Source organism: Hyphomonas sp. (assembly GCF_037969335.1).
Classification (GTDB): domain Bacteria; phylum Pseudomonadota; class Alphaproteobacteria; order Caulobacterales; family Hyphomonadaceae; genus Hyphomonas.
The window spans coordinates 1-21,578 of record NZ_JBBKXE010000067.1 but is presented as its reverse complement, the minus strand read 5'-3'; the positions used below and the strand labels follow the sequence as shown (position 1 = coordinate 21,578).

Annotated in this window: 22 protein-coding genes; 14 read left to right on the top strand and 8 right to left on the bottom strand. The window is 62.8% G+C overall.

Going from position 1 to position 21,578, the window contains the following annotated elements; translation table 11 throughout:
• The first annotated feature begins 2 nt into the window (after window positions 1–2).
• The 3 genes from AADA04_RS05430 to AADA04_RS05420 are packed head-to-tail and all read left to right on the top strand — an operon-like array spanning window position 3 to window position 2,427.
• Window positions 3–776, top strand: a complete 774-nt coding sequence (locus tag AADA04_RS05430; protein ID WP_340692230.1) for an alpha/beta fold hydrolase — start codon at window positions 3–5, stop codon at window positions 774–776.
• Window positions 773–1,702 carry an aminotransferase class IV gene (locus AADA04_RS05425; RefSeq protein ID WP_340692229.1) on the top strand — a complete coding sequence of 310 codons (930 nt, stop codon included), beginning with the start codon at window positions 773–775 and terminating at the stop codon, window positions 1,700–1,702. Before AADA04_RS05430 ends, AADA04_RS05425 begins: the two co-directional genes overlap by 4 nt.
• A complete protein-coding gene (locus tag AADA04_RS05420; protein WP_340692228.1) occupies window positions 1,699–2,427 on the top strand; it encodes an HAD family hydrolase in 729 nt (242 codons plus the stop codon). The genes AADA04_RS05425 and AADA04_RS05420 overlap by 4 nt, the downstream gene beginning before the upstream one ends.
• A 70-nt stretch (window positions 2,428–2,497) precedes the next feature.
• On the opposite strand, the gene AADA04_RS05415 is transcribed toward AADA04_RS05420, so the two are convergent.
• On the bottom strand, window positions 2,498–2,884 hold the full coding sequence (locus AADA04_RS05415; protein WP_340692227.1) for a hypothetical protein: 387 nt from the start codon (window positions 2,882–2,884) through the stop codon (window positions 2,498–2,500).
• Between the two features lie 124 nt (window positions 2,885–3,008).
• A complete protein-coding gene (gene folE, locus AADA04_RS05410) occupies window positions 3,009–3,629 on the bottom strand; it encodes a GTP cyclohydrolase I FolE (RefSeq protein ID WP_340692226.1) in 621 nt (206 codons plus the stop codon).
• 362 nt (window positions 3,630–3,991) lie between these two features.
• Here folE and cysS point away from each other — a divergent pair, with 362 nt between their 5' ends.
• From cysS to AADA04_RS05380, 6 genes are all read left to right on the top strand, one after another.
• Window positions 3,992–5,377 carry a cysteine--tRNA ligase gene (gene cysS, locus AADA04_RS05405; RefSeq protein ID WP_340692225.1) on the top strand — a complete coding sequence of 462 codons (1,386 nt, stop codon included), beginning with the start codon at window positions 3,992–3,994 and terminating at the stop codon, window positions 5,375–5,377.
• A 373-nt stretch (window positions 5,378–5,750) separates the two neighbouring features.
• On the top strand, window positions 5,751–6,209 hold the full coding sequence (locus AADA04_RS05400) for an iron-sulfur cluster assembly scaffold protein (RefSeq protein WP_340692224.1): 459 nt from the start codon (window positions 5,751–5,753) through the stop codon (window positions 6,207–6,209).
• Window positions 6,210–6,211: 2 nt separating this feature from the next.
• The gene (gene yidD, locus AADA04_RS05395) at window positions 6,212–6,550 is read left to right on the top strand and encodes a membrane protein insertion efficiency factor YidD (RefSeq protein WP_340692223.1); all 339 of its coding nucleotides are present in this window, start codon (window positions 6,212–6,214) and stop codon (window positions 6,548–6,550) included.
• A gap of 280 nt (window positions 6,551–6,830) precedes the next feature.
• A complete protein-coding gene (gene thrS, locus AADA04_RS05390; RefSeq protein WP_340692222.1) occupies window positions 6,831–8,801 on the top strand; it encodes a threonine--tRNA ligase in 1,971 nt (656 codons plus the stop codon).
• 46 nt (window positions 8,802–8,847) lie between these two features.
• The gene (locus AADA04_RS05385) at window positions 8,848–10,092 is read left to right on the top strand and encodes an O-antigen ligase family protein (RefSeq protein WP_340692221.1); all 1,245 of its coding nucleotides are present in this window, start codon (window positions 8,848–8,850) and stop codon (window positions 10,090–10,092) included.
• Window positions 10,089–10,901 (top strand): glycosyltransferase family 2 protein, encoded by an 813-nt coding sequence (locus tag AADA04_RS05380; protein ID WP_340692220.1) that lies wholly within the window; start codon window positions 10,089–10,091, stop codon window positions 10,899–10,901. The genes AADA04_RS05385 and AADA04_RS05380 overlap by 4 nt, the downstream gene beginning before the upstream one ends.
• Here the strand turns inward: AADA04_RS05380 and AADA04_RS05375 are convergent.
• Window positions 10,898–11,884: a D-glycerate dehydrogenase gene (locus tag AADA04_RS05375; protein ID WP_340692219.1), complete on the bottom strand. Its 987-nt coding sequence runs from the start codon at window positions 11,882–11,884 to the stop codon at window positions 10,898–10,900. The two genes, AADA04_RS05380 and AADA04_RS05375, sit on opposite strands and share 4 nt — an antisense overlap.
• Before the next feature lie 130 nt (window positions 11,885–12,014).
• Here AADA04_RS05375 and AADA04_RS05370 point away from each other — a divergent pair, with 130 nt between their 5' ends.
• The 4 genes from AADA04_RS05370 (at window position 12,015) to AADA04_RS05355 (ending at window position 14,718) form a co-directional block, all read left to right on the top strand.
• Window positions 12,015–12,518: an SH3 domain-containing protein gene (locus AADA04_RS05370; RefSeq protein ID WP_340692218.1), complete on the top strand. Its 504-nt coding sequence runs from the start codon at window positions 12,015–12,017 to the stop codon at window positions 12,516–12,518.
• Between the two features lie 81 nt (window positions 12,519–12,599).
• Window positions 12,600–13,130 (top strand): bifunctional 3-hydroxydecanoyl-ACP dehydratase/trans-2-decenoyl-ACP isomerase, encoded by a 531-nt coding sequence (gene fabA, locus AADA04_RS05365; RefSeq protein WP_340692217.1) that lies wholly within the window; start codon window positions 12,600–12,602, stop codon window positions 13,128–13,130.
• A gap of 77 nt (window positions 13,131–13,207) precedes the next feature.
• Complete coding sequence (locus AADA04_RS05360; protein ID WP_340692216.1) at window positions 13,208–14,023, top strand: enoyl-ACP reductase; 816 nt, start codon at window positions 13,208–13,210, stop codon at window positions 14,021–14,023.
• A 14-nt stretch (window positions 14,024–14,037) separates the two neighbouring features.
• A complete protein-coding gene (locus AADA04_RS05355) occupies window positions 14,038–14,718 on the top strand; it encodes a nitroreductase family protein (RefSeq protein WP_340692215.1) in 681 nt (226 codons plus the stop codon).
• A gap of 6 nt (window positions 14,719–14,724) precedes the next feature.
• Here AADA04_RS05355 and AADA04_RS05350 read toward each other — a convergent pair whose 3' ends face one another.
• Entirely contained in the window at window positions 14,725–15,579 is an 855-nt protein-coding gene (locus AADA04_RS05350) for a CAP domain-containing protein (protein WP_340692214.1), read from the bottom strand.
• 63 nt (window positions 15,580–15,642) lie between these two features.
• A complete protein-coding gene (gene udk, locus AADA04_RS05345; RefSeq protein ID WP_340692213.1) occupies window positions 15,643–16,350 on the bottom strand; it encodes a uridine kinase in 708 nt (235 codons plus the stop codon).
• Window positions 16,351–16,491: 141 nt separating this feature from the next.
• Here udk and AADA04_RS05340 point away from each other — a divergent pair, with 141 nt between their 5' ends.
• On the top strand, window positions 16,492–17,886 hold the full coding sequence (locus AADA04_RS05340) for a pyridoxal-dependent decarboxylase (protein WP_340692212.1): 1,395 nt from the start codon (window positions 16,492–16,494) through the stop codon (window positions 17,884–17,886).
• A gap of 54 nt (window positions 17,887–17,940) precedes the next feature.
• Here the strand turns inward: AADA04_RS05340 and AADA04_RS05335 are convergent, their stop codons facing one another.
• From AADA04_RS05335 to rpsO, 3 genes are all read right to left on the bottom strand, one after another.
• Complete coding sequence (locus tag AADA04_RS05335; RefSeq protein WP_340692211.1) at window positions 17,941–18,699, bottom strand: CAP domain-containing protein; 759 nt, start codon at window positions 18,697–18,699, stop codon at window positions 17,941–17,943.
• 219 nt (window positions 18,700–18,918) lie between these two features.
• A complete protein-coding gene (gene pnp / locus AADA04_RS05330) occupies window positions 18,919–21,048 on the bottom strand; it encodes a polyribonucleotide nucleotidyltransferase (protein ID WP_340692210.1) in 2,130 nt (709 codons plus the stop codon).
• A 72-nt stretch (window positions 21,049–21,120) separates the two neighbouring features.
• Window positions 21,121–21,390: a 30S ribosomal protein S15 gene (gene rpsO, locus AADA04_RS05325; protein WP_340692209.1), complete on the bottom strand. Its 270-nt coding sequence runs from the start codon at window positions 21,388–21,390 to the stop codon at window positions 21,121–21,123.
• Window positions 21,391–21,578 lie beyond the last annotated feature (188 nt).

The following is a 21,578-nucleotide window of genomic DNA, read 5'->3' as shown; positions in this document are numbered from 1 at the left end:
GTATGGCCAAGACGCTATTGATGATTCACGGAATCGGGTGCGGCGGCGACGCCTGGGACCGGATGCGACCCGGATTTGAAGCGGCTGGCTGGGCCTGCGTCGGGCCAACCCTGTTTCCCGACCAGCGGACCCTCGACAATCCACCAGCGACGCTCTCCAACCTTGGCTTTGATGACTATGTCGCCGCGATGGCGGAAGCGGCTCGCAAGATTGCGAATGATACCGGCGCCAAGCCTGCTGTGATCGGGCATTCGATGGGCGGGCTGATTGCGCAATGCCTGGCGGAGCGAGGCCTGGTCTCACAGGCCGTGTTCCTGACGCCGGCCCAGCCGATAGACTGTTCTGAAGTCAGCCTTTCGGTCGCCTATACGTTCCTGAACATCCTCCTGACGCGCGACCGCAAGCGCGCCTACAAGGTCTGGCGGTCGGGTTTCCGGTTCGGTGTCCTGAATCGCGTTCCGAGGCGGCGGCATGACGATATCTATGCGCGGGCCCGGTTTGATTCCGGCAAGGTGTATGGCGACCTGACCGACGGTATCGAGGTCGATGAAGGCCTCGTCACTGTTCCGACCCTGACGATCGCTGCGTCGCATGATCGCGCCACACTGGCGCGCGCCGTGCGCAAGGTGGGCGAGAAATATGCGCGCGCGCCGGTGCCGGGGGACTTTTTCGAATATCCCGACAATGCGCACTGGATCCTGGACGAGCCGGGGACGGACTCCGTGGTGGCCGATATTGTGGAATGGCTCGACCAACCGTTTGGAGACCATGCGTGATCGAGGAAGAAGCCCACGGGGTTCATGACTATGTGGCCGACCCGAGAAACGCCGAGGTGCTGATCTCGGTGAATGGCGAGATGAAACATCGCGACGAAGCGGTCGTGTCCGTCTTCGACAGCGGCTACATCCTTGGTGACGGCGTCTGGGAAGGTATGCGCGTTTCGAATGGCGGGGTCGCTTTCCTGCCGGAACATCTCAAACGACTCTATGCCGGCGCGAAGACGATCGACATGGATATCGGCCTGACCAAGGACGAGCTGACCGCGCGCCTGATGGACTGCCTGAAGGCCAATGGCATGACGGATGGCGTGCACATCCGGCTGATGGTGACGCGCGGCATCAAGAAGACGCCATACCAGGGGCCGCGCTTTACGATCGGCAAGCCGACCATCGTGATCATCCCGGAATACAAGACGCCAGTGCCTGACATCGTCGCCAAGGGCGTGACCCTGTTTACCGTGCACCAGCGCCGGACGGGTCCGGCCGAGCAGGACCAGAAACTGAATTCGCATTCGAAGCTCAACTGTATCCTCGCCTGTATCCAGGCCGACAAGGCGGGGGCCGACGAAGCGCTGATGCTTGATGCCGCCGGCTTCGTCGCCACCTGCAACTCGACCCATTTCTTCATCGTGCGGGACGGCGAAGTCTGGACCAGCCCGCCGGATTACTGCCTTGGCGGCATCACGCGCGGGAATATTATCCGGGTCTGCCGCGAGGCGGGGATTCCGGTGTTCGAGAAGCGCTTCTCCCTGTTCGATGTTTACTCGGCGGACGAAGCTTTCATCACGGGCACGTTTGCCGGGCTGACGCCGGTGCGGGAATTGGACGGGCGGACGATCGAACATGTCGGCGGGCCGGTGAGCCAGCGTGTCAGCGGGCTTTACAAGCAACTGGCCGCCAAGAGCCTGACGCCGATTTCATGAGTGCGGTCCGGCGTATCGCCATGTGGTCTGGCCCGCGCAACATGTCGACGACGATGATGCGGTGCTTTGGTGCGCGGGCCGATTGTACGGCGCTGGACGAGCCATTCTATGCGGCGTGGCTGGTTGCAGCCGGCGAGACACATCCGATGCAGGCCGAGATCCTGGCGAGCCAGTCCGATGATCCGCGTCGTGTATCGGAGCGGCTGTTGGCGCCGCTGCCGGATGGCAAGACGGTGCAATACCAGAAGCAGATGACGCATCACATGATGCCGGACTTTCCGCTCGAATGGGCGACGCAATGTGACCATGCCTTCCTGATACGGCACCCGGCCCGCGTGATCGCGTCCTACAGAAAGAAGATGGACGATATGAGCCTGGAAGCGATCGGGTTTCCGCAACAGGCGCGCCTGTTCGATGAGATGCGGGCACGGACGGGGAAGATGCCGCCTGTGGTCGATTCAGATCGCATCCTTGCCGATCCTCGCGCTGTCCTGATGCGGCTCTGCGCGGCGCTGGATCTTCCCTGGGATGAGGGCATGCTGGACTGGACGCCGGGTCCGAAACCTGAAGACGGCGCGTGGGCGCCGCATTGGTATGATGCGGTCTGGACATCCACGCGCTTTGGCGCGGCCCCCGGACCTTTGCCGGAATTGAGCGGCGCGGCCGCGGATATCGAAAAAGAGGCGCTCGCGATTTACGAACGCCTGCTTCAGTTTCACGTCTGAGCCTGCGCAGGCGGCGCCTGTGAGGGCGCTTGGGGGGTGGGGTGAGGGTGTCCTGTGGGTGAGGTGCGGGTCAGGTGTCGGGGATCACTCCCAAGTCCCGCTCTTCCCGGCGAAAGCCGGGACTCAGTGCCTCAAGTCCGGCCTGTGTGGCTCTGGGCCCCGGCCTTCGCCGGGGTGAGCGGACGAGAGGGGAAAGCGGGTCTTCACCTGAGAGGGCCCGACCCAGCCGGTGAGATACAGGTGCACGGAAACAGCCCGGATGATGCCCGGACAGGTCATCCGAGAGCTGGATGATTACGACGCGGCCATTCCAAGCGACACCCCAGAGCATTTGCGAGCCGGGGCCGCCGACTTCGCGGAACCATGCTTTCAGGCGCTGGATGCGCCAGAAGACCAGCGGCCAGATCGGCAACAGGTACCAGGGCAGGCCGGGCAGGGGCGTGAGGAGGGAATACATCGCGGCGCATTCTACGCCCCGTATGGCAGGGGGTGGACACGTTATCCCTCACCTCCCGTCGCGCGGCGAAAGGAGGTGAGGAGAATGTTGGAGAGAGGCGAGGCCTCCCGCGCTGTCGCCCAGCCTATTGGTTGGCGACCCGCAGGAAGCGGTTGCGCAGGTCGGCGTCAGATTTGAACACGCCGGTAAACTGGGTCGTGATCGTGGTGACGTCCTTGTGGTGGACGCCCCGGGTCGACATGCACTCGTGCACGGCTTCGATCAGGACGGCGGTGCCCATTGGCGCGAGGCTGTCAGTGATCGCATCGCAGATCTGTGCGGTCATCGTTTCCTGTGTCTGGAGGCGCTTGGCAAAGATTTCGACCACGCGGGCCAGCTTGGAAATGCCAACCACGGCCGCCGATGGCTTGTAAGCGACATAGGCCTTGCCGATGAAGGGTGCCATGTGGTGCTCACAATGGCTCTCGACGTCGATATTGCGCAGGATGACGATGTCGTCATAGCCCTGAACGTCTTCGAACGTCCGTGACAGGTATTTCACGGGATCTTCGTCATAGCCCGCAAACCACTCCTTGTAGGCATTGACGACACGCTTGGGCGTGTCGAGCAGGCCTTCGCGGCGTGGATCGTCACCTGCCCATGCAATGAGCGTGCGCACGGCTTCTTCTGCCTCTTGCACAGTGGGGCGAACCAAGGGTTCTCCGCGAGACGTTTCGTTCTTGGGAGTGATGGCATCCATGGCCATGGTTAAGTGTCCTTCGACTGAGGGACGGAGGTCGAGCCGAGGCTTGGTCTGGGAAACCGGATGGCCCCCTGCCCGGACTTAACGCCCGCCCGAGTTGATACCCTCAGGGCGATAGTTGGGAAGATAGGCGCGGGGCTGCGCCGTTTCCAGAGAATTCTACGGTGACGCCGAGTAAATGGACGTCGTAAATTTTATTGCCCGGCACCGGGCCGGGTGATATTGCGCCCTCATGGATATGAACCGGCGCGCCTGCAGATTGCCAAAAGGCTGTTGTTGTTAAGACAACTAGCGCCCATTAGGGCATCTCGCCCTCTCAATAGGGCAAATTCATTTCCTTTTTCCTCGTTCGAGCCCGAAATTCCATGACTCTTCGTATCCATGACACCGCAAAACGCGCGAAACGCGTGTTTGAACCGCAAGATCCTGCCCGCATCACGCTCTATGTCTGCGGCCCGACCGTGTATAATTATGCCCATATCGGCAATGCGCGCCCACCGATCGTGTTCGATGTGCTGCGACGGGTCCTGGCCAGCAAGTATGGCGCAAACGCCATCGTCTATGCCCGCAACATCACCGATATCGAGGACAAGATCATCGCGGCGGCCCTGGAGACGGGTGAGCCGATTGAAACGATCACCCACAAGTTTGCGGCCATCTACAACGAGGACATGGCCGCGCTGAACGTCGCGCCGCCGACGATAGAGCCCTGGGCGACGGCGCATGTGCCTGAAATGATCGAGATGATCGAGAAGCTGGTGCGCACGAAATACGCCTATGTCGGCGCGCAGGGCGTCTGGTTCTCGGTCAGCGCGATGCCGGACTATGGCAAGCTGTCAGGCCGCAAGCCGGAGGACAATGAAGCCGGAGCGCGGGTTGAAGTCGACACCGACAAGCGCGATCCGGCTGATTTTGCGCTGTGGAAATTCGCCAAGCCCGGTGAACCGGAAGATGCGATCTGGGACAGCCCGTGGGGCCGCGGCCGGCCTGGCTGGCATATCGAATGCTCGGCCATGGCCGCCAAGCATCTTGGCAAGACTATCGACATTCATGGCGGCGGCATCGACCTGCAGTTCCCGCACCACGAAAACGAGATCGCGCAATCGGAATGTGCGCATGGCGAAGTGATGGCGAATTACTGGATGCACAATGGCTTCCTCGACATGGGCGGGGAGAAGATGTCGAAATCGCTCGGCAATGTCGTGCTGATCCATGACCTGCTGGAAACCTGGCCGGGCGAGGTGCTGCGCTTTGCGATGCTGAGCGGGCATTACCGCGCGCCGCTCGACTGGAACGAGGACCTGTTGAAGCAGGCCAAGACCACGCTTGACCGGGTGTACGGCGCGTTGCGGCGTGTGTGGGATGAAGAGGGGGGCCATGGGGGTGACAAGGGCGTGCTGAGGGCGTTGTCCGATGATCTCAATACGCCCGAGGCGCTGGCCGAACTGTCCCGCATTGCCGGTGAGGCCAATATGGCGGCTGACCACAAGGACCCTGACGCGATGGCGAATGCCCGGACGAACCTGCTGGCAGCGGGTGAGCTTCTGGGCCTGCTGACCCATACGCCGAAAGAATGGGAGCAGGGCGTCGATGCGAGCGGAAATGCCCGGATCGATGCGCTGGTGCAGGGGCGGATCGATGCGCGCGCGGCGCGCGACTGGGCCGAAGCGGACCGGATCCGGGACGAACTGGCCGCTGAAGGGATCGAGATCATGGACGGGCCATCCGGTTCGACCTGGCGCCGGGTCTAGGCAAGCGTCAAATTTGCTCGAAATTCGCATGGCGGTGCGAACGTGATCTTTCGGTCTGTCGCCTATGCAGGCTTTCCCACCTCCCGTCGGGGTCCGGTTGTCATCAACCACGGGCCGCGCGGAAATCATATAACCTCAGTCCCCCGATTCGTCGGGGGACTTTTTTTTGCCGGTGTTTCCTGTCTGATCGTTAAATTGACCCTGCCGGGCGGCGCATGAGACGCATTGGGCCTCGGGACTTAGAACCCCCGTTTCAATGCACCCAATCTCCTTCAGGGCCATCCTCTTCCCAGCGGTTGAGGATGGCTCCTTTTTGCCCGCACCTGACGCAGCAGCTTGCGATCATGGCGGGCCGGGTCCATCTTTGCGGGTGATGAGCGACCTGTATCACAACCGTATCCTCGAACTGGCGGCGAACATTCCGCATCTCGGCACCCTTGAGGGCGCCGAAGCCTCGGTGCTGAAAGTGTCCCGCGTCTGCGGATCGACGGTCAATGTCGAGATCATCCTTGATGAAAGCGGCGACCATATCGCGGCCATTGCGGTGGATCCGAAGGCCTGCGCGCTGGGACAGGCCGCCACGGCGATCCTGTCGGAGTATGCTGTGGGCGCATCCGTGGGCGAGGTGATTGCCGCGCGCGACGCGATGAAGACGATGCTCAAGGAAAATGGCCCGCCGCCGGAAGGCCGGTTCTGGGAATTGCGCCACCTCCAGGCGGTTGCCGACTATCCTCCGCGCCATACATCGACGCTGCTGGCCTTTGAGGCCGCTGTGGCGGCGATTGAGCAGGCACGTGTGGCCCGAGGTCTTGCGCCCGCGACTGTGAGCTGACGATGGCCGGGATACGCCGAAAAGCCGCCTATGGGCTGCTCCGTGTCTACAAGGCCAGTTTTTCCCTGATCTTCTATGCGGCGGGTGCGCGCTGCCAGCACAAGCCGAGCTGCAGCGAATATGGCGCGGAATGCGTGGCGCGCCACGGCTGGTGGGCGGGGGGCTGGATGGCCTTTGCCCGGTTCATACGGTGCCGGCCCGGCGGCAGTTTCGGCCATGACCCTGCACCGGCGCAAAAACCCGACGTGCCGGCCTGGCAGCCCTGGCGCTATGGCGACTGGAAATCCGGCGGCAGGCCGAGCCCGACATCGCCGGTGGTTGAAAATCCCCCGGAGGGATGAGATATAGGTGCCATGACATGTTCGTACCGTATCCAGCCCATCAGCGGCCTGACCACGCGAACCCGCCCGGGTGCATGACACCCCGCAGGGCGCCGTGGCGCACCTGAGACTCATGTACCCCGCAAACTCCCTTCGACCCGGCCGCCCGGCCTGATGAGATCGCCCCCGTAATTGGGGTGGGATTTTCGGTGAACTCGCGTTAAGCAGACCGCCGCAGGCAGGCCTTTCCGGACAAGACTTGCCGCGCCTCGTGCGCCAGACCGCTGAAGAAGACTGAAACATGATCAACGTATCCCTGCCCGATGGATCGGTGCGCGAATTTGAAGAGGGCGCGAGCCCGTTCGATGTCGCCAGTTCGATCTCGAACTCCCTTGCCAAGAAGGCAATTGCCGCCCGTGTGGACGGCGAATTGCGCGACCTGAAACGCCCGCTGGACGGCGATGCCCGCGTCGAAATCGTGACGCCGAACGACCCCGAAGGACTCGAGCTGATCCGGCATGATGCCGCGCACGTGCTGGCGCAGGCCGTGCAGGCGCTCTACCCGGACACGCAGGTGACAATCGGCCCGGTGATCGATGACGGGTTCTATTACGACTTTGCCCGCGAGGCGCCGTTCTCGACCGAGGATTTCGACAAGATCGAAGCGAAGATGCGCGAGATTGTCGATGCCGATTATCCGATCGTCCGCGAAGTCTGGGAGAAGGACGCTGCCATCGCCGAGTTCAAGCGGATTGGCGAGGACTACAAGGCCCGGATCATCGACGACATCATCCCGCCGGGTGAGGCGATCACGCTGTACCGTCAGGGCGACTGGTTCGACCTGTGCCGCGGGCCGCACCTGCCATCGACGGGCAAGCTGCCGAAAGCGTTCAAGCTGATGAAGCTGGCCGGGGCCTATTGGCGCGGCGATTCCAAGAACGAGATGCTGCAACGCATGTACGGCACGGCCTGGGCGAATGAGAAGGACCTCAAGGCCCATCTTGTGCGGCTTGAAGAGGCCGAGAAGCGCGACCACCGCAAGGTCGGTGCGGCGCTGGACCTGTTCCACTTCCAGCCGGAAGCGCAGGGGTCTGTCTTCTGGCATCCGAAAGGCTTCATGATCTGGCGCCAGCTGGAGGCCTATATCCGCCGCCAGCAGGACGCGGACGGCTATGTCGAAGTGAAGACGCCGCAATTGCTCAACTCGGTGTTCTGGGAACAATCCGGCCACTGGTCGAAATTCCGCGAGAACATGTTTGTCGTGCCGGACGAGATTCCGTCCATCGAGGACGAGGGGCCGATCCTGACGGGCGACAGCGACCTGATGGCGCTGAAGCCGATGAACTGCCCGGCCCACGTCCAGATCTTCAAGAACGGGCAGCGTTCTTATCGTGACCTGCCGATCCGCATGGCCGAATTCGGCTGCTGCCATCGCAACGAGGCCCATGGCGCACTGCACGGCCTGATGCGCGTGCGCCAGATGACGCAGGACGATGCGCACATCTTCTGCCGCGAGGACCAGATTGCCGACGAGACGCTGCGCTTCCTGAAACTCTTCGAGCGCGTGTACGGCGATTTTGGCCTGTCGGAGATTTCCTACAAGCTGGCGACGCGGCCCGAGATGCGGGCGGGTTCCGACGAGACTTGGGACCGGGCCGAGAAAGCCCTGTCGGATGCGCTGACGGCGGCCGGCATGACATTCGAAATCGCCGAGGGCGAAGGCGCCTTCTATGGTCCGAAACTCGAATTCCACCTGACGGATGCGATTGGCCGGACATGGCAGTGCGGCACGTTCCAGCTCGACTATGTGCTGCCGGAACGTCTCGATGCCGAGTATACGGGGTCTGACGGCGCCAAGCACCGGCCGGTCATGCTGCACCGGGCCGTGTTCGGCACGTTCGAGCGCTTCATGGGCATCCTGATCGAGCAATATGCCGGGGCGTTCCCGCTCTGGCTGTCGCCTGTGCATGTCGTCGTGGCGGCGATTACGGATGCGGCCAATGATTATGCCCACGAGGCGGCGGCTGCCCTGCGCAAGGCGGGGCTGCGGGTCGAGGTCGACACGCGCAACGAGAAGATCAATTACAAGGTGCGCGAGCATTCGGTGCAGAAAGTACCGATCATTGCGGTTGTCGGTGGCCGTGAGGCGGAGGAGCGCACGCTGGCGCTGCGCCGACTGGGCAGCCAGGGACAGCAGATGATCAGCCTGGACGAGGCCTGTGTGAGCCTCGCCGAGGAAGCGCTGGCGCCTGATCTCAAGCGGGCCGAGTGAGCGACGCACCGTGACAAGCCGGGGACTTGGCGACAGAGTGAAACCCATGTCCTACGCGCCCATCCTTGCAGCTGCGTTCGTGCTCTGGCCGGTGATGGGGCTGCTCGGCGCGCAAGGGTATGGCCCGTTGCTGGCCCTTGCCGCGCTGCCGGCACTGGCTTTGGCGCGGCCGAAAATGCCGCCGGCAAGCTATGCCCTGATGGCGCTGGCCTTCGTCGGATGGGCTGCAATCAGCGAGAACTGGTCGCCGGCGTCACGCGGCCTGATTTCGGGCAACCTGCTGGAAGGCAATTTCGCGATCCGCGCGTCGAGCGTGCGGATTGTCCTGACGGCGCTGTTCGGTTCGCTGGCCGTGGCCGGGGCGCTGCGCATTGCGACCGGCACGGCCCAGATATCGACGCGGGTGATGCTGGGGGCGTTCGCGGTGCAGGGCCTGCTGGTGGCCGCGAGCGCGGTCTTCGGCGGTGCGGTCGTCGCGATGATTTACGGGCCGGACCCGATGGAGCAGGCCAAGGGTGTCCAGAATATCGGTCGCAATGCCAATGCCTTCATGCTGGTCTTGCCGATCCTGGCCGCCTATCTCGCCGCGCGTCCCGGATGGCGCTGGAAAGCGGTGGCGGGCGGCATCATCCTGGCAAGCGTCGTGGTCGTCGTGCGGGCTGATTCGCAATCGGCGCTGGTCGGCGTGGTGTTCATGCTGATGGCCTGGGCGCTTGTCTGGCTGGTACCGCGCACGGGCTATCGCTGGCTGATCTGCCTGATGGCGGGATATGTCGCCTCGGCGCCTGTGCTTATCGGTTTTGCCATCAACCTGATGCGCCAGATGGGGATCAGCCTGCCGGGATCGTTCCAGTCGCGGGCCTGGTCGTGGGAAGTGGTCATCGGCAAGGCCGTCGAGAAGCCCTTCTTCGGGCACGGGATTGCCGCTTCGAAGACCTGGCGTGAGACCTATGCCGACCATCCGGCCTGGCTGGCGCAATTGCCGGACTTCTGGGCAGCCTATCCGGTCGTACCGGGGCATCCGCATAATATGGCCCTGCAGATCTGGGCCGAAACGGGTGTCGTGGGGGCGGTGTTGGCGGGACTGACACTGGTCATCATTGCGTTCCGTTTGCCGACGCCACAATCCCTGCGGCCGGACGTGCGCTATGCGATTGCCGGTCTTGTCGGCGTGGTCGCCAGCCTGTTCAGCTTTTCCTACAACGTCTGGAACGATTCCTTCTGGGCCAGCGTGATCCTGGCCGCCTGCGCGATCATCCTCCTGTCGCGGCGCAACCGGTCGTCGATATGAGCGGATTGGCGACGGTCACTGCAATTGTCGTGTCCTACCGGACGGGCCCGCGCCTGCACGAATGCCTGTACGCTCTGAAATCGGATCCGGACATTTCCGAGATCATCCTGGTCGATAATGGCAATCCGCCGGACGCCGAAGCCTGGATTGATGGCTTCATGGCCCGAACCGACAAGGCGCGCCTGATCCGGTCCGGGGACAATCCGGGATTTGGAACGGCCGTAAACCAGGGCGCTGCGAGCGCGCTGGGCGAGGTCCTGCTGGTGATCAATCCGGACGCCGTGATCCGTCGCGGTTCGGTCGGGCCACTGCTTGCGGCGCAGCAGGGGCAGCCGGAACCGGTGCTGGTCGGTGGCAAGATATTCGATACGGGCGGCCATGAGGAACGCGGGTGCCGGCGTAACACGCTGACGCTGTGGCGCGCTCTTGGTCTTGGCAAATGGACGCTGGAAGACCAGCCGGCGCCGACCGGACCGATCCCGGTGGGCGCTGTGTCGGGTGCGTTTTTCCTGATGGGGCGAAAGGCATTCCGCAAGCTGGGTGGTTTCGACGAGAATTACTTCCTGCATGTCGAAGATGTCGATCTTTGCCGCCGCGTGGTCGAAGCAGGCGGCAGTGTTATCTACCAGCCGCTCGCCGGCGCATTGCACTACGGGTCAACGTCCAGAGTGCCTTCGGGCGTGGTGCAAGGCCACAAGGCAGAGAGTCTCGCGCGCTATTTCCGCACGTTTGCGAAGGGCCCGTTCGAGCGGGCGCTGGTGGCGCTCATGACGCCGCTGATCGGCCTTGTGCTCAAGCTGCGCGGCTAGAGAATCGCCGGGATGACGCGGTCTGGCGGGCGGTGGCCGTCGGCGAATGTCTTGATATTGATGATGACCTTCTCGCCCATTTCGGTACGGCCCTCGATCGTGGCCGAGCCCATGTGCGGCAGCAGGAGGACATTCGGCAGGCCGAGCAATTCCTCGTTCACGGCAGGCTCGCGCTCGAACACGTCGAGTCCGGCGCCGGCGATCTTGCCCGCCTTCAGGGCGCGGGCGAGGGCAGCCTCGTCGATGACTTCACCGCGGGCTGTGTTGATGAGGTAGGATTCCGGTTTCATCAGTTCGATACGGCGCGCGTTCATCAGGTGGAACGTGGCGGGTGTGTGCGGGCAGTTGATCGAAACGATGTCCATGCGCGCGAGCATCTGGTCGAGACTGTCCCAATAGGTGGCTTCGAGCAATTCCTCGGTGCGCGGGCTGACGGGCTTGCGGTTATGATAGTGAATCTGCAGGCCGAAGGCCTTGGCGCGGCGGGCGACAGCCTGGCCAATCCGGCCCATGCCGATGATGCCGAGCCGCTTGCCGGCGAGGCGGCGACCCATCATCCAGGTCGGGGTCCAGCCATCGAAGCGGCCCTGATCCATGACCAGCGCACCTTCGTGCAGGCGGCGCGGCACGGCGAGGATCAAAGCCATCGCGACGTCGGCAGTGTCATCCGTCAGGACGCCGGGCGTATTGGTGACGGTGATGCCGCGCTGAACAGCGCTCTGGACGTCGATATTGTCGACGCCAGCCCCGAACTGGGCGATCAGGCGCAGCTGGTCTCCGGCGCGTGCCAGGACGCGACTGTCAATCCGGTCGGTTACGGTCGGAACGAGCACGTCGGCCGTCTGGACGGCGGCGACGAGTTCTTCATGGGTAAAGGCATGATCGTCCTGATTGAGGCTTGTATCGAACAATTCCTTCATGCGCAGCTCGACAGCGGCTGGCAGCTTCCGGGTCACGACGATCTTCAGTTTCTTGGTAGGCATGTGGCCCCTCTGCATGTCTCCCATCGGGCTTAGCAGAGCGATGCGCGAACGCCAACGCCTGTTGTTTTACAGACGATTCATCTGCGTGTGAGAAGGTGGTTCCCTTAACGTAACGTCAGGCCATCTGAACATGAAATGGGCACTTTCTGTCATTTCGGGAACTTTCCTGCTGTGCGCCTCTGCCGCGGCCGAGGGGCTGCAGGTGACGCGCATCAGCCAGTTTTCCGGCAAGGCCGTACCGCGCTTCGAGACATTGAAATATGCGGCCGTGAATGGCCGTTCGGGCCCCAGCCGTGAGCAGTCGGTGGTCTGGCGCTATGAACGCAAGGGCCTGCCCCTGCTGATCATAAAGGAAACCCGCGACTGGCGGCGGGTGCGTGATCCGTCGGGCGACGAGGTCTGGGTCCATGCGCGCATGCTGGAGCCCGGCGCAGCGGCGATGGTGCAGTCGGCGACCACGATCCATGAATCGCCGAATCCGACGAGCGCTGAAGTGGCGTCACTGGAGACGGGCGTGCTGGTGGAACTCGGCGAGTGCCGCGTCGATTGGTGTGCCGTCAAAGTCCAGGGTTTCAATGGCTGGGTGCGCCGCGCGGCGCTGTGGGGCGCCGATACCGGCGAGACAGGTCTGTGAATCCGGATGGGTCAGGCGGTTGACAAGCCGCGCCCGTCACTGTGGTTAGGCGCTTACGTCCAATCTCAGGAGAGTTCGCCAATGTCCGGACCGCATGATTTTCACACCCCGAAATCCAGCTATTCCAAAGCTGACCTGCTGGAATCCGGCAAAGGCGGCTATTTCGGCCCCGGGAATGCGCAACTGCCCATCCCGCCCATGCTTATGATGGACCGGATCACCGAGATCACCATGGATGGCGGCGCGTATGGCAAGGGCAGCGTGATTGGCGAACTCGATATCACGCCGGACCTCTGGTTCTTCGCGTGCCACTTCCCGGGCGACCCGGTGATGCCCGGCTGCCTCGGCCTCGATGCGATGTGGCAGGCCGTTGGCTACTGGCTCGGCTGGTCTGGCAGCCCCGGCAAGGGCCGCGCGCTGGGCGTTGGCGAAGTGAAGTTCACCGGAGAGATCACGCCCGACAAGAAGCTGGTGCGGTATGTCATCGACATCCGGCGCGTGCGCCGCGGCAAACTGAATCTCGGCATCGCTGATGGCCGCGTCTATGTCGACGACGAGCATGTCTATACGGCGCTCGACATGAAGGTTGGCCTGAAGAACGTCGCCACCTGAGGCTGACGGTGCTTGACGTTTGGCGAGGTGCTGCCTAGCCCGTTGAGCAGAAAAACGCATAATAGGAGGAGGCCCGCATGGCCGAAGACTGGAACCTGCCCGCTGGTGACCTGATGAAGGGCAAGCGCGGCATTGTGATGGGTGTTGCCAACCAGAACTCGATTGCCTGGGGCATCTCCAAGCAGCTCGCCGCGCAGGGCGCCGAGATCGCGTTCACCTATCAGGGTGAAAGCCTTGAGCGCCGCGTGCGCCCGCTGGTCGAGAGCATCGGCATGGATACGATGATCCCGGCGGACGTGACCGACGATGCCAGCATGGATGCGGCCTTCGAGCAGGTTAAAGATAAATGGGGCAAGATCGACTTCCTCGTTCATTCCATCGCCTTTGCCGGCAAGGACGAGCTGCAGGGCTCGATGGTCGAGAACACGACGCGCGAGGGCTTCCGCCGCGCCATGGATATTTCCGTGTTCAGCTTCATCGATTCCTCGCGCCGGGCGGCCGCGCTGATGCCGGATGGCGGATCGATCATGTGCATGACCTATCTCGGCGCCGAGCGCACCGTGCCGTCATATAACGTGATGGGCGTGGCCAAGGCGGCGCTGGAAGCGGCGACCCGCTATGCGGCACGCGATCTCGGGCCGCAGGGAATCCGCGTCAACGCGATCTCGGCGGGCGCGATGCGCACCCTGTCGCTGGCAGGCATTCGCGGCGGCAAGAGCCTGATGGGCACCGGGCGCGACTGGTCGCTGCTGAAGGAAGACACGAGCATGGAAGGCGTTGCCGGTTGCGCGCTGTACCTGCTCTCGCCGCTCGGCCGGTCGATCGCTGGCGAAGTGATCCATGTCGATGCCGGCTATCACGCTGTCGGCGTGCCGGACATGTCGGAGGACTAGGGGCGGAGGCAAGCATGAAGACGCGTGACGAGACGCACGTTCCGCTGCCGGATTTTCCGACCTATCCGATGGCGGAGATGCAGGCGCGGGCGGCCGCGTTTCATACTGCCATGCTGTCGCGCCGGTCCGTGCGTGCGTTTTCAGACAGGCCGGTGGCGCGTGAGGTTATTGAGCATTGCGTGCTGACGGCTGGCTCTGCGCCGTCCGGCGCCAATCACCAGCCCTGGTATTTCGCCTGCGTCGGCTCGCCGGAGAAGAAACGCGAGATACGTGAGGCCGCCGAGGCCGAGGAGCGCGAATTCTATTCCGGCAAGGCGAGCGCTGAATGGCTGGAGGCGCTGGCGCCGATCGGCACCGATGCGGACAAGCCGTACATGGAGATCGCGCCCTGGCTGATCTGCATCTTTGCGCAGCGACGCGGCGGTGTCCGGACAAGCGAGGATCGCAAGAATTACTATATTCATGAGAGCGTCGGCATCGCGACCGGGATGCTGATCTCGGCCTGCCACATGGCGGGCCTTGCAACGCTGGTGCATACGCCCAACCCGATGACATTCCTGAATGGCCTGTGCGGACGCCCGGCAACGGAAAAGCCCTTCCTGATCCTGGTGGCGGGCCATCCAGCCGACGATGCAATGGTGCCCCGGCATGCCCTGATCAAGAAACCGCTGGACGAGATTGCCGGGTTTTTCTGACCGCGCCTATTGGATCGTGATGGCCGGGCCGACGAGGCGGATCGAATAGATCATGTCCTTGCGCTCGCCCATCTGGATGCTGAAGGCGGCAAGGTCCACATCGCCTGACAGGCCCTCCGGAACGACGGCGCCCCGCGCCGTGTGGCGGAAGGGGGCGAACTGGTCCTTGCCAATCTCGGCCTCGAAATGACGAAAGGTCCAGTCGCGGATGCGCGGGCGCGCCCTGAGCGACTGGCCGGCCGTCATGCGCAGCGGCACATCCTCGCTGAGCGTGCCGGACAGGTTGAGGAAAACCTGCGTTGCCCAGACGCCGGTCTTGGTGACCACGACGCCGATGGCGACATGGGTGAGGTCCGGATTGAGGATGTTGGCGCGATGGCCGGGGCTGTTCATCAGGTTTTCGTGCAGTTGGGGCAGGCTTTTGGAGAAATTGTAACGCCCCCGGACGATTTCCAGCATGGCCAGGTTTTCGGCGGAGCGCTGGATCAGGGCGCGCCGGTCAAGCGCCGTGACGCGGTCGGAGGGGGAGCGGCCATCCAGGCTTTGATGATCGAAGAAATGGTTGGCCGCCATGTCGAGGCTCTGGAACCGCGCGGGCGCAAGGAGTTCGCGGCGCAAGGCCAGTGGCTGCAGGCCGCGCGTGGTGCGCTCGACATTGATGCGGTCGAGGAAGGCCGCTTCCATCTTCGTGTCGAACTTGTAGCCGGCGGGCAGCTGGCGGAGGCAAGGGCGTACTGTCTCGACATAGTCGGCGGTTGTGTCGCCGCGCGCCGACAGGCGCAGGTCGCAGGCAAGGGCTGCGCTGCTTGCAAGGGCGCCAATGCTCAGGAGCACCAGCCATTTTGACAGGTTTCGCCTCATGGGAGAAAGCCTAGCGAGCCAGCGCGGATGCGCCCAGCCTTTTTGTGCAGCGCTGGCTGAGGCTCAGCCCCGGGGCCGGTCGTCGAGCACACCGACCGAGCGCAGGCGTTCCAGCACCGGCGCGACCATGCGTTCGATGGCTTCGTCGTTCGGGCGGACATTGCCATAGGCCGGCAGGCCTTCGTCGGCGATCACCAGCTTGGCTTCGAATTTGGCGGGGTGGGTCCAGCGGTAATGGGCCGCACGCACGGTGGACAAGTATTGCTGCAATACGCTGTCGACGCTGCGGCCACGATCGATCACGTCACGCCGGATACGGCGCGCGAGGCGCAGGTCGTCGGGCGTGTCGACATAGACCGAGAGGTCGATCAGCGACTTGATCTTCGGCATGGACAGCGCGTGGATGCCTTCTAGCAGGAGGATCGGGGCCGGTTCGATGCGGCGTGTCTTGTCGCTGCGATCATGGCGATCATAGTCATAGATCGGCTGGTCGACGCCCTGACCGGCTTTCAGTGCCTTCAGGTCGCGCACCAGATGGTCGACTTCCTTGGAGATGGGATCGTCATAGTTGACGCCGGCGATGATGGCCTGGCGCTCTGCCTCGGTTGTGTAGTCGCCATAATGGCTCATCGGATGGTAATAGGCGTCCTCGCCGAACATCACCGCGCGGCCGGGGCCAAGATGTGCGAGCAGCGCTTCGGCGAGCGTCGACTTGCCGGAGCCGGAGCCGCCGGACATGGCAATCAGGAAAGCAGATTTTCGTTTCGTCATGCGGGTGGGTTTAACGGCAAACCTGCCCTGTCACCAATAGTAATTGTCCATCGGGCTGCTTCCTTTGCAGGAGGGTGCGCACGCGTTTCGGGTGGCACGGGCGCGGCCCATGGCCTATCCTTTTGTCAGGAGGATATTGTGATGACCGACCCGCTTGATCGCGCCATGCACCACGCCCGCACGTGGCTGGACGGCCTGGACACGGCTCCGGTGGGCGGGCGCGCCACCGCAGATGCCCTCAGGGACGCGCTGGGCGGCCCCTTGCCCGAAACAGGCTCAGACGCGGGCGACATCATCGACGCCCTTGCGGCCGGCGCAGGACCCGGCCTGCACGCCAATGCCGGCGGCCGGTTCTTTGCCTGGGTGATGGCGGGTTCGCTGCCGTCGGCGGTGGCCGCCGACTGGCTGGTATCTGCGTGGGACCAGAATTCCGGCATGTTTACCGTGGCGCCGTCGACGACGATCATCGAGGAAATCACCGGCGAGTGGCTGAAGGACCTGTTCGGCCTGCCGCCGGAATGTTCGTTCGCGTTTACGACAGGCTGCCAGCTCGCGCATGTCACGGCGCTGGCCGTGGCCCGGCATGCCGTACTGGAGCAGGCGGGCTGGGATGTTGGACGTGACGGACTTTACGGCGCGCCACCCATCCGCATCCTGACGAGTGCCAACCGTCACAACACGGTGGACGCTGCCGTGCGCTATCTCGGCATGGGCGAGGCGCACATGGAAAGCGTCGCCACGGGTGAATTCGGCAACATGCTGGCCGAGGATCTTGCCGACAAACTGTCGGGTCCGGCGCGCCCGACCATACTCTGCCTCAATGCTGCGGACCTCAATGTCGGGACGTTCGACGATTTTGCGACGTTGATCCCGATTGCGAAGGCGGCGGGCGCCTGGGTGCATGTCGATGGCGCCTTCGGGCTGTTCGCGCGAACGTCGCCCGCCTATCGCGCACTGACGGATGGGATCGACCTGGCCGACAGCTGGGCGACGGACGGACACAAATGGCTGAACGTGCCGTATGATTGCGGCATGGCCTTTGTGCGCGATGCGAGCGCGCACCGTGCGGCGATTGCCAAGGGGGCGGCCTATCTGTCGCCCAGCCCGGATGTGCGGGATCCGTCAGACTGGAATTTTGAATTGTCGCGCCGGGCGCGCGCGGTTCCGGTCTATGCGGCGCTGCGGGAACTTGGCCGCGCCGGTGTGGCGGACCTGGTGGAGCGCTGCTGCCGATATTGTGCGGAACTCGTGAGCGGCCTCGGTGCCTTGCCGGGTGCCCGCGCCCTGAATGTGCCGGTGCTGAACCAGGGGCTTGTCCGGTTTGAGCGCGCCGGTGCGACCGACGCGGAGAATGATGCCTTCACGGACGAGATCATTCGCCGGACCAATGCTGGCGGAGAGGCGTTTTTCTCGGGAACGACATGGAACGGTGTTCGGGCGATGCGTGTCAGTGTGGTGAGCTGGCGGACAGATGAGGACGACGTGTCCCGGTCCATTACTGCGGTTGCGCGTGTCCTGTCAGAGGCTGCAACGTAAAAGCCCGGCCCCCGCGAAGGGACCGGGCCGTGACTGTGTCGTGCGGCGCTGCCGCTATTGGCCGGTGACAATCGGACCGCGTATCGCGAATTCGGTATTGTTGCGGGCAATGTCCAGCGTGAGGTAGGCCTGTTGGCCGGGCTGCAGCGAACCGGTCATTGTCGAGCCGTAGCCGCGTGCGATCGTGTCACCCTCAGGTGAAGTCAGGCGCCAGGCCACGGGTTGGAGGCGCTTGTCCTCGAAGGTCGCGCGGATGTTCTCGTTTCCGGAAATGTGCACGGGCAGGGGCGCCTGGAGCTGGCCGTCGACGCGCGCGAAGAGCTGGACAATATAGGTCCGGCCATTGCCCGTCGCGACACCGATACCTGTGTGCGTGAAGGCGCTGCGGGTCATGTTGTCTGCGTTGACGGGATCGTGGCGGAGAGCGCCAAACAGGGCGTCGGCGTCATGCTCGCCTTCGACGATGGCAATGTTGGCACCCGCAGCGCCGATCAGCACGGTGCGGTCAATCATGCGAACGCGTTCGAGATGACTGCGGCCTTCGGGATCGGCATGTCCGGCATAATTGCGGGCCGCCATGTCCATGGCGTGGATGCGGGCGGCCTGTTCGAGCGACGCCAGCGGCACGAGCGCGGCTTTGTTCTCGTCGGCGCGGACGCGGTCGGTGGCGTCAATCAGCTGGTGCTCAAGCCGGGCGTCCTGTTGCGAATCGCCCTGGCCGCCATAGCAGGCGCTGACTTCCTGATTGAAGACAGATGGATCCAGCGAAAGTCCATCCGCGAGATCGCATGTGGAGACTGCCGCGGCTGGCAATGTAAGCGCCGCAATGGCCAGCGCCGACAATGACATAAATCTGTAACGTGTCTGTAACATAAATGTCACAATACTTTTGCGACACTTCCATGTCAATGAAATTTAGTCCGGATACAGAATTGTGTATCTTTCTTCGCTTTTGGTTCCGGGCCTTTTCGCAAAGAAAAAGGGCCGCCCCGAAGGACGGCCCTGATCGGTCACTTACAGGAAACTGTAAGTCTATTCTTCGCCAGCTGCGCCTTCGAGCTGCTTGCCGGTTGCCTGGTCCACGACTTTCATCGACAGGCGGACCTTGCCACGGTCATCGAAGCCCATGAGCTTGACCCAGACCTTGTCGCCTTCCTTGACGAGTTCCTTCGGGTGACCGATGCGCTCGTTCGCCATTTGCGACACGTGCACCAGGCCATCCTTGGGACCGAAGAAGTTCACGAAGATGCCGAAGTCTTTCAGGCCAACAACCGTGCCCTGATAGATTTCGCCGATCTCGGCTTCAGCGGTGATCTCCTTGATCATCTTCATGGCTTTCTCGATGGCCGGGCGGTCGAGGGCAGAAATCTGCACCGTGCCGTCGTCATCGATGTTCACCTTGGCACCGGATTCTTCAACGATGCCGCGGATGACCTTGCCGCCGGAACCGATGACGTCACGGATCTTGTCGGTTGGCACTTTCATGATTTCCATCTGAGGTGCGTTTTCCGACAGGGCATCGCGGGACGTGTCGAGGGCTTTCGCCATTTCGGCGAGAATGTGCATGCGCCCACCCTTGGCCTGCTCGAGCGCCGTCTTCATGATGTCCTTGGTGATACCAGCGATCTTGATGTCCATCTGCAGCGAGGTCAGGCCCTTTTCGGTACCTGCGACCTTGAAGTCCATGTCGCCGAGGTGGTCTTCGTCGCCGAGGATGTCGGAAAGGACGGCAATGCCGTCGGCTTCCTTGATCAGGCCCATGGCGATGCCCGACACGGGACGGGTGATCGGCACGCCGGCATCCATCATCGCGAGCGAACAGCCACAAACGGTTGCCATCGAGGACGAGCCGTTGGACTCGGTAATCTCGGAGACGAGGCGGATCGTGTACGGGAACTCGGCATGGTCAGGCAGGACAGCCTGGAGCGCACGCCAGGCAAGCTTGCCGTGTCCGGTTTCGCGACGGTTGGTGCCGCCCATGCGGCCTGTTTCGCCGACCGAATAGGGCGGGAAGTTGTAGTGCAGCATGAATTTCGACTTCGACGTGCCACCGAGACCGTCGATGAACTGTTCGTCATCGCTGGTGCCGAGGGTTGTCACGCAGATCGCCTGCGTCTCACCACGTGTGAACAGCGACGAGCCGTGCGTACGTGGCAGGAAGCCGGCGAGGGCTTCGATCGGACGGACCTGATCGAGCGAACGTCCGTCGATACGCTTGCCGGTTTTCAGGATGTCACCGCGAACCACACTGGCTTCGGCTTCCTTGAAAGCGGCTTTGAACGTGTCGGCGGTCATTTCGCCCGGTGCGTCTTCGGAACCGACGAGGGCCGCTTTGGCGGTGTCGCGGGCAGCGCCCACGGCCGACTGGCGTTCCAGCTTTTCGGTCAATGAATAGGCCTTGGACAGGTCCTTGCCGACGAGCTTCTGGATCGCCGAGAGTTCCTTGGAATGGTCTTCCGCTTCGAACTCGAATGGCTCCTTGGCGGCTTTTTCGGCCAGATCGATGATTGCATCGATGATGGGCTGAATGGCTTCATGGCCAGCCATGACAGCGCCGAGCATGACGTCTTCCGACAATTCATAGGCTTCCGATTCCACCATCATCACGGCATCGGCTGTGCCGGCCATGACGAGGTCGAGTTCGGATTCTTCGAGCTCATCGATGGTTGGGTTGATGATGTACTCACCATCCTTGTAACCAACGCGTGCAGCGCCGATGGGGCCCATGAACGGGGCGCCGGACAGGACGAGCGCGGCGGACGCGCCGATCATACCGAGGATATCCGGATCATTCTCGAGATCGTAGGACATGCAGGTCAGCACGACCTGGACTTCGTTCTTGAAGCCCTTGACGAAGAGCGGGCGGATCGGACGGTCGATCAGGCGCGAGGTCAGCGTCTCTTTTTCGGTCGGGCGACCTTCACGCTTGAAGAAGCCGCCTGGGATGCGGCCTGCAGCGTAATATTTTTCCATATAGTTGACGGTCAGGGGGAAGAAGTCCTGGCCGGGCTTTGCCGACTTGGCGAAGCAGGCGGTCGCGAGGACCGAGGTGTCCCCATAAGTGACCATAACGGCGCCGTCAGCCTGACGTGCCACATGGCCCGTCTCAATTGTCAGCGTGCGTCCCGCCCATTCCAGCGACACGGAGTGTTTGTTGAACATTTCGGTTTCTTTCTTTTCACATACGAAAAGCCCGCCGCGGCCCTATTGCCCGGCAGGCTTGTTTTGTCGGACCTAGCGGCGGATGCCGAGTTCCGTGATGAGCGTCTGGTAACGCGCGTCATCTTTGCCTTTGACATAGTCAAGGAGCTTCCGGCGCGTGGCGACCATGGTCAGCAAGCCGCGGCGGGAGTGGTTGTCTTTTTTGTTGGTCTTGAAGTGGTCGGTCAGGTTGTTGATGCGTTCCGTCAGGATCGCTACCTGGACTTCCGGGGAGCCTGTATCACCTGCCTTGATGGCAAATTTCTTGATCAGTTCCTGTTTCTTTTCAGCCGTAATCGACATCGGGTCTCTTTCGATAATATCGCCAAAAGGCGAAGGGTTTCAACGTATTGCGGCCTCATGGACGCGGGGGTTCGGGGAGAGATCGGGACCTGGTGTCCGGTGCCGGGATGTCGTCCAGCAGGGGATTCAGGACGATATTCGCCTCAAGGGGCGGCTTATGGCGGATTTAGGCCCGTTTGGGAAGGGGG

Excerpts from the sequence above, each read along its gene's own strand:
- AADA04_RS05430 (WP_340692230.1), top strand. The coding sequence starts at position 3 with ATGGCCAAGACGCTATTGATGATTCACGGAATCGGGTGCGGCGGCGAC.
- AADA04_RS05420 (WP_340692228.1), top strand. The coding sequence starts at position 1,699 with ATGAGTGCGGTCCGGCGTATCGCCATGTGGTCTGGCCCGCGCAACATG.
- AADA04_RS05415 (WP_340692227.1), bottom strand. The coding sequence starts at position 2,884 with ATGTATTCCCTCCTCACGCCCCTGCCCGGCCTGCCCTGGTACCTGTTG.
- folE (WP_340692226.1), bottom strand. The coding sequence starts at position 3,629 with ATGGCCATGGATGCCATCACTCCCAAGAACGAAACGTCTCGCGGAGAA.
- cysS (WP_340692225.1), top strand. The coding sequence starts at position 3,992 with ATGACTCTTCGTATCCATGACACCGCAAAACGCGCGAAACGCGTGTTT.
- AADA04_RS05400 (WP_340692224.1), top strand. The coding sequence starts at position 5,751 with ATGAGCGACCTGTATCACAACCGTATCCTCGAACTGGCGGCGAACATT.
- yidD (WP_340692223.1), top strand. The coding sequence starts at position 6,212 with ATGGCCGGGATACGCCGAAAAGCCGCCTATGGGCTGCTCCGTGTCTAC.
- thrS (WP_340692222.1), top strand. The coding sequence starts at position 6,831 with ATGATCAACGTATCCCTGCCCGATGGATCGGTGCGCGAATTTGAAGAG.
- AADA04_RS05385 (WP_340692221.1), top strand. The coding sequence starts at position 8,848 with ATGTCCTACGCGCCCATCCTTGCAGCTGCGTTCGTGCTCTGGCCGGTG.
- AADA04_RS05380 (WP_340692220.1), top strand. The coding sequence starts at position 10,089 with ATGAGCGGATTGGCGACGGTCACTGCAATTGTCGTGTCCTACCGGACG.
- AADA04_RS05375 (WP_340692219.1), bottom strand. The coding sequence starts at position 11,884 with ATGCCTACCAAGAAACTGAAGATCGTCGTGACCCGGAAGCTGCCAGCC.
- AADA04_RS05370 (WP_340692218.1), top strand. The coding sequence starts at position 12,015 with ATGAAATGGGCACTTTCTGTCATTTCGGGAACTTTCCTGCTGTGCGCC.
- fabA (WP_340692217.1), top strand. The coding sequence starts at position 12,600 with ATGTCCGGACCGCATGATTTTCACACCCCGAAATCCAGCTATTCCAAA.
- AADA04_RS05360 (WP_340692216.1), top strand. The coding sequence starts at position 13,208 with ATGGCCGAAGACTGGAACCTGCCCGCTGGTGACCTGATGAAGGGCAAG.
- AADA04_RS05355 (WP_340692215.1), top strand. The coding sequence starts at position 14,038 with ATGAAGACGCGTGACGAGACGCACGTTCCGCTGCCGGATTTTCCGACC.
- AADA04_RS05350 (WP_340692214.1), bottom strand. The coding sequence starts at position 15,579 with ATGAGGCGAAACCTGTCAAAATGGCTGGTGCTCCTGAGCATTGGCGCC.
- udk (WP_340692213.1), bottom strand. The coding sequence starts at position 16,350 with ATGACGAAACGAAAATCTGCTTTCCTGATTGCCATGTCCGGCGGCTCC.
- AADA04_RS05340 (WP_340692212.1), top strand. The coding sequence starts at position 16,492 with ATGACCGACCCGCTTGATCGCGCCATGCACCACGCCCGCACGTGGCTG.
- pnp (WP_340692210.1), bottom strand. The coding sequence starts at position 21,048 with ATGTTCAACAAACACTCCGTGTCGCTGGAATGGGCGGGACGCACGCTG.
- rpsO (WP_340692209.1), bottom strand. The coding sequence starts at position 21,390 with ATGTCGATTACGGCTGAAAAGAAACAGGAACTGATCAAGAAATTTGCC.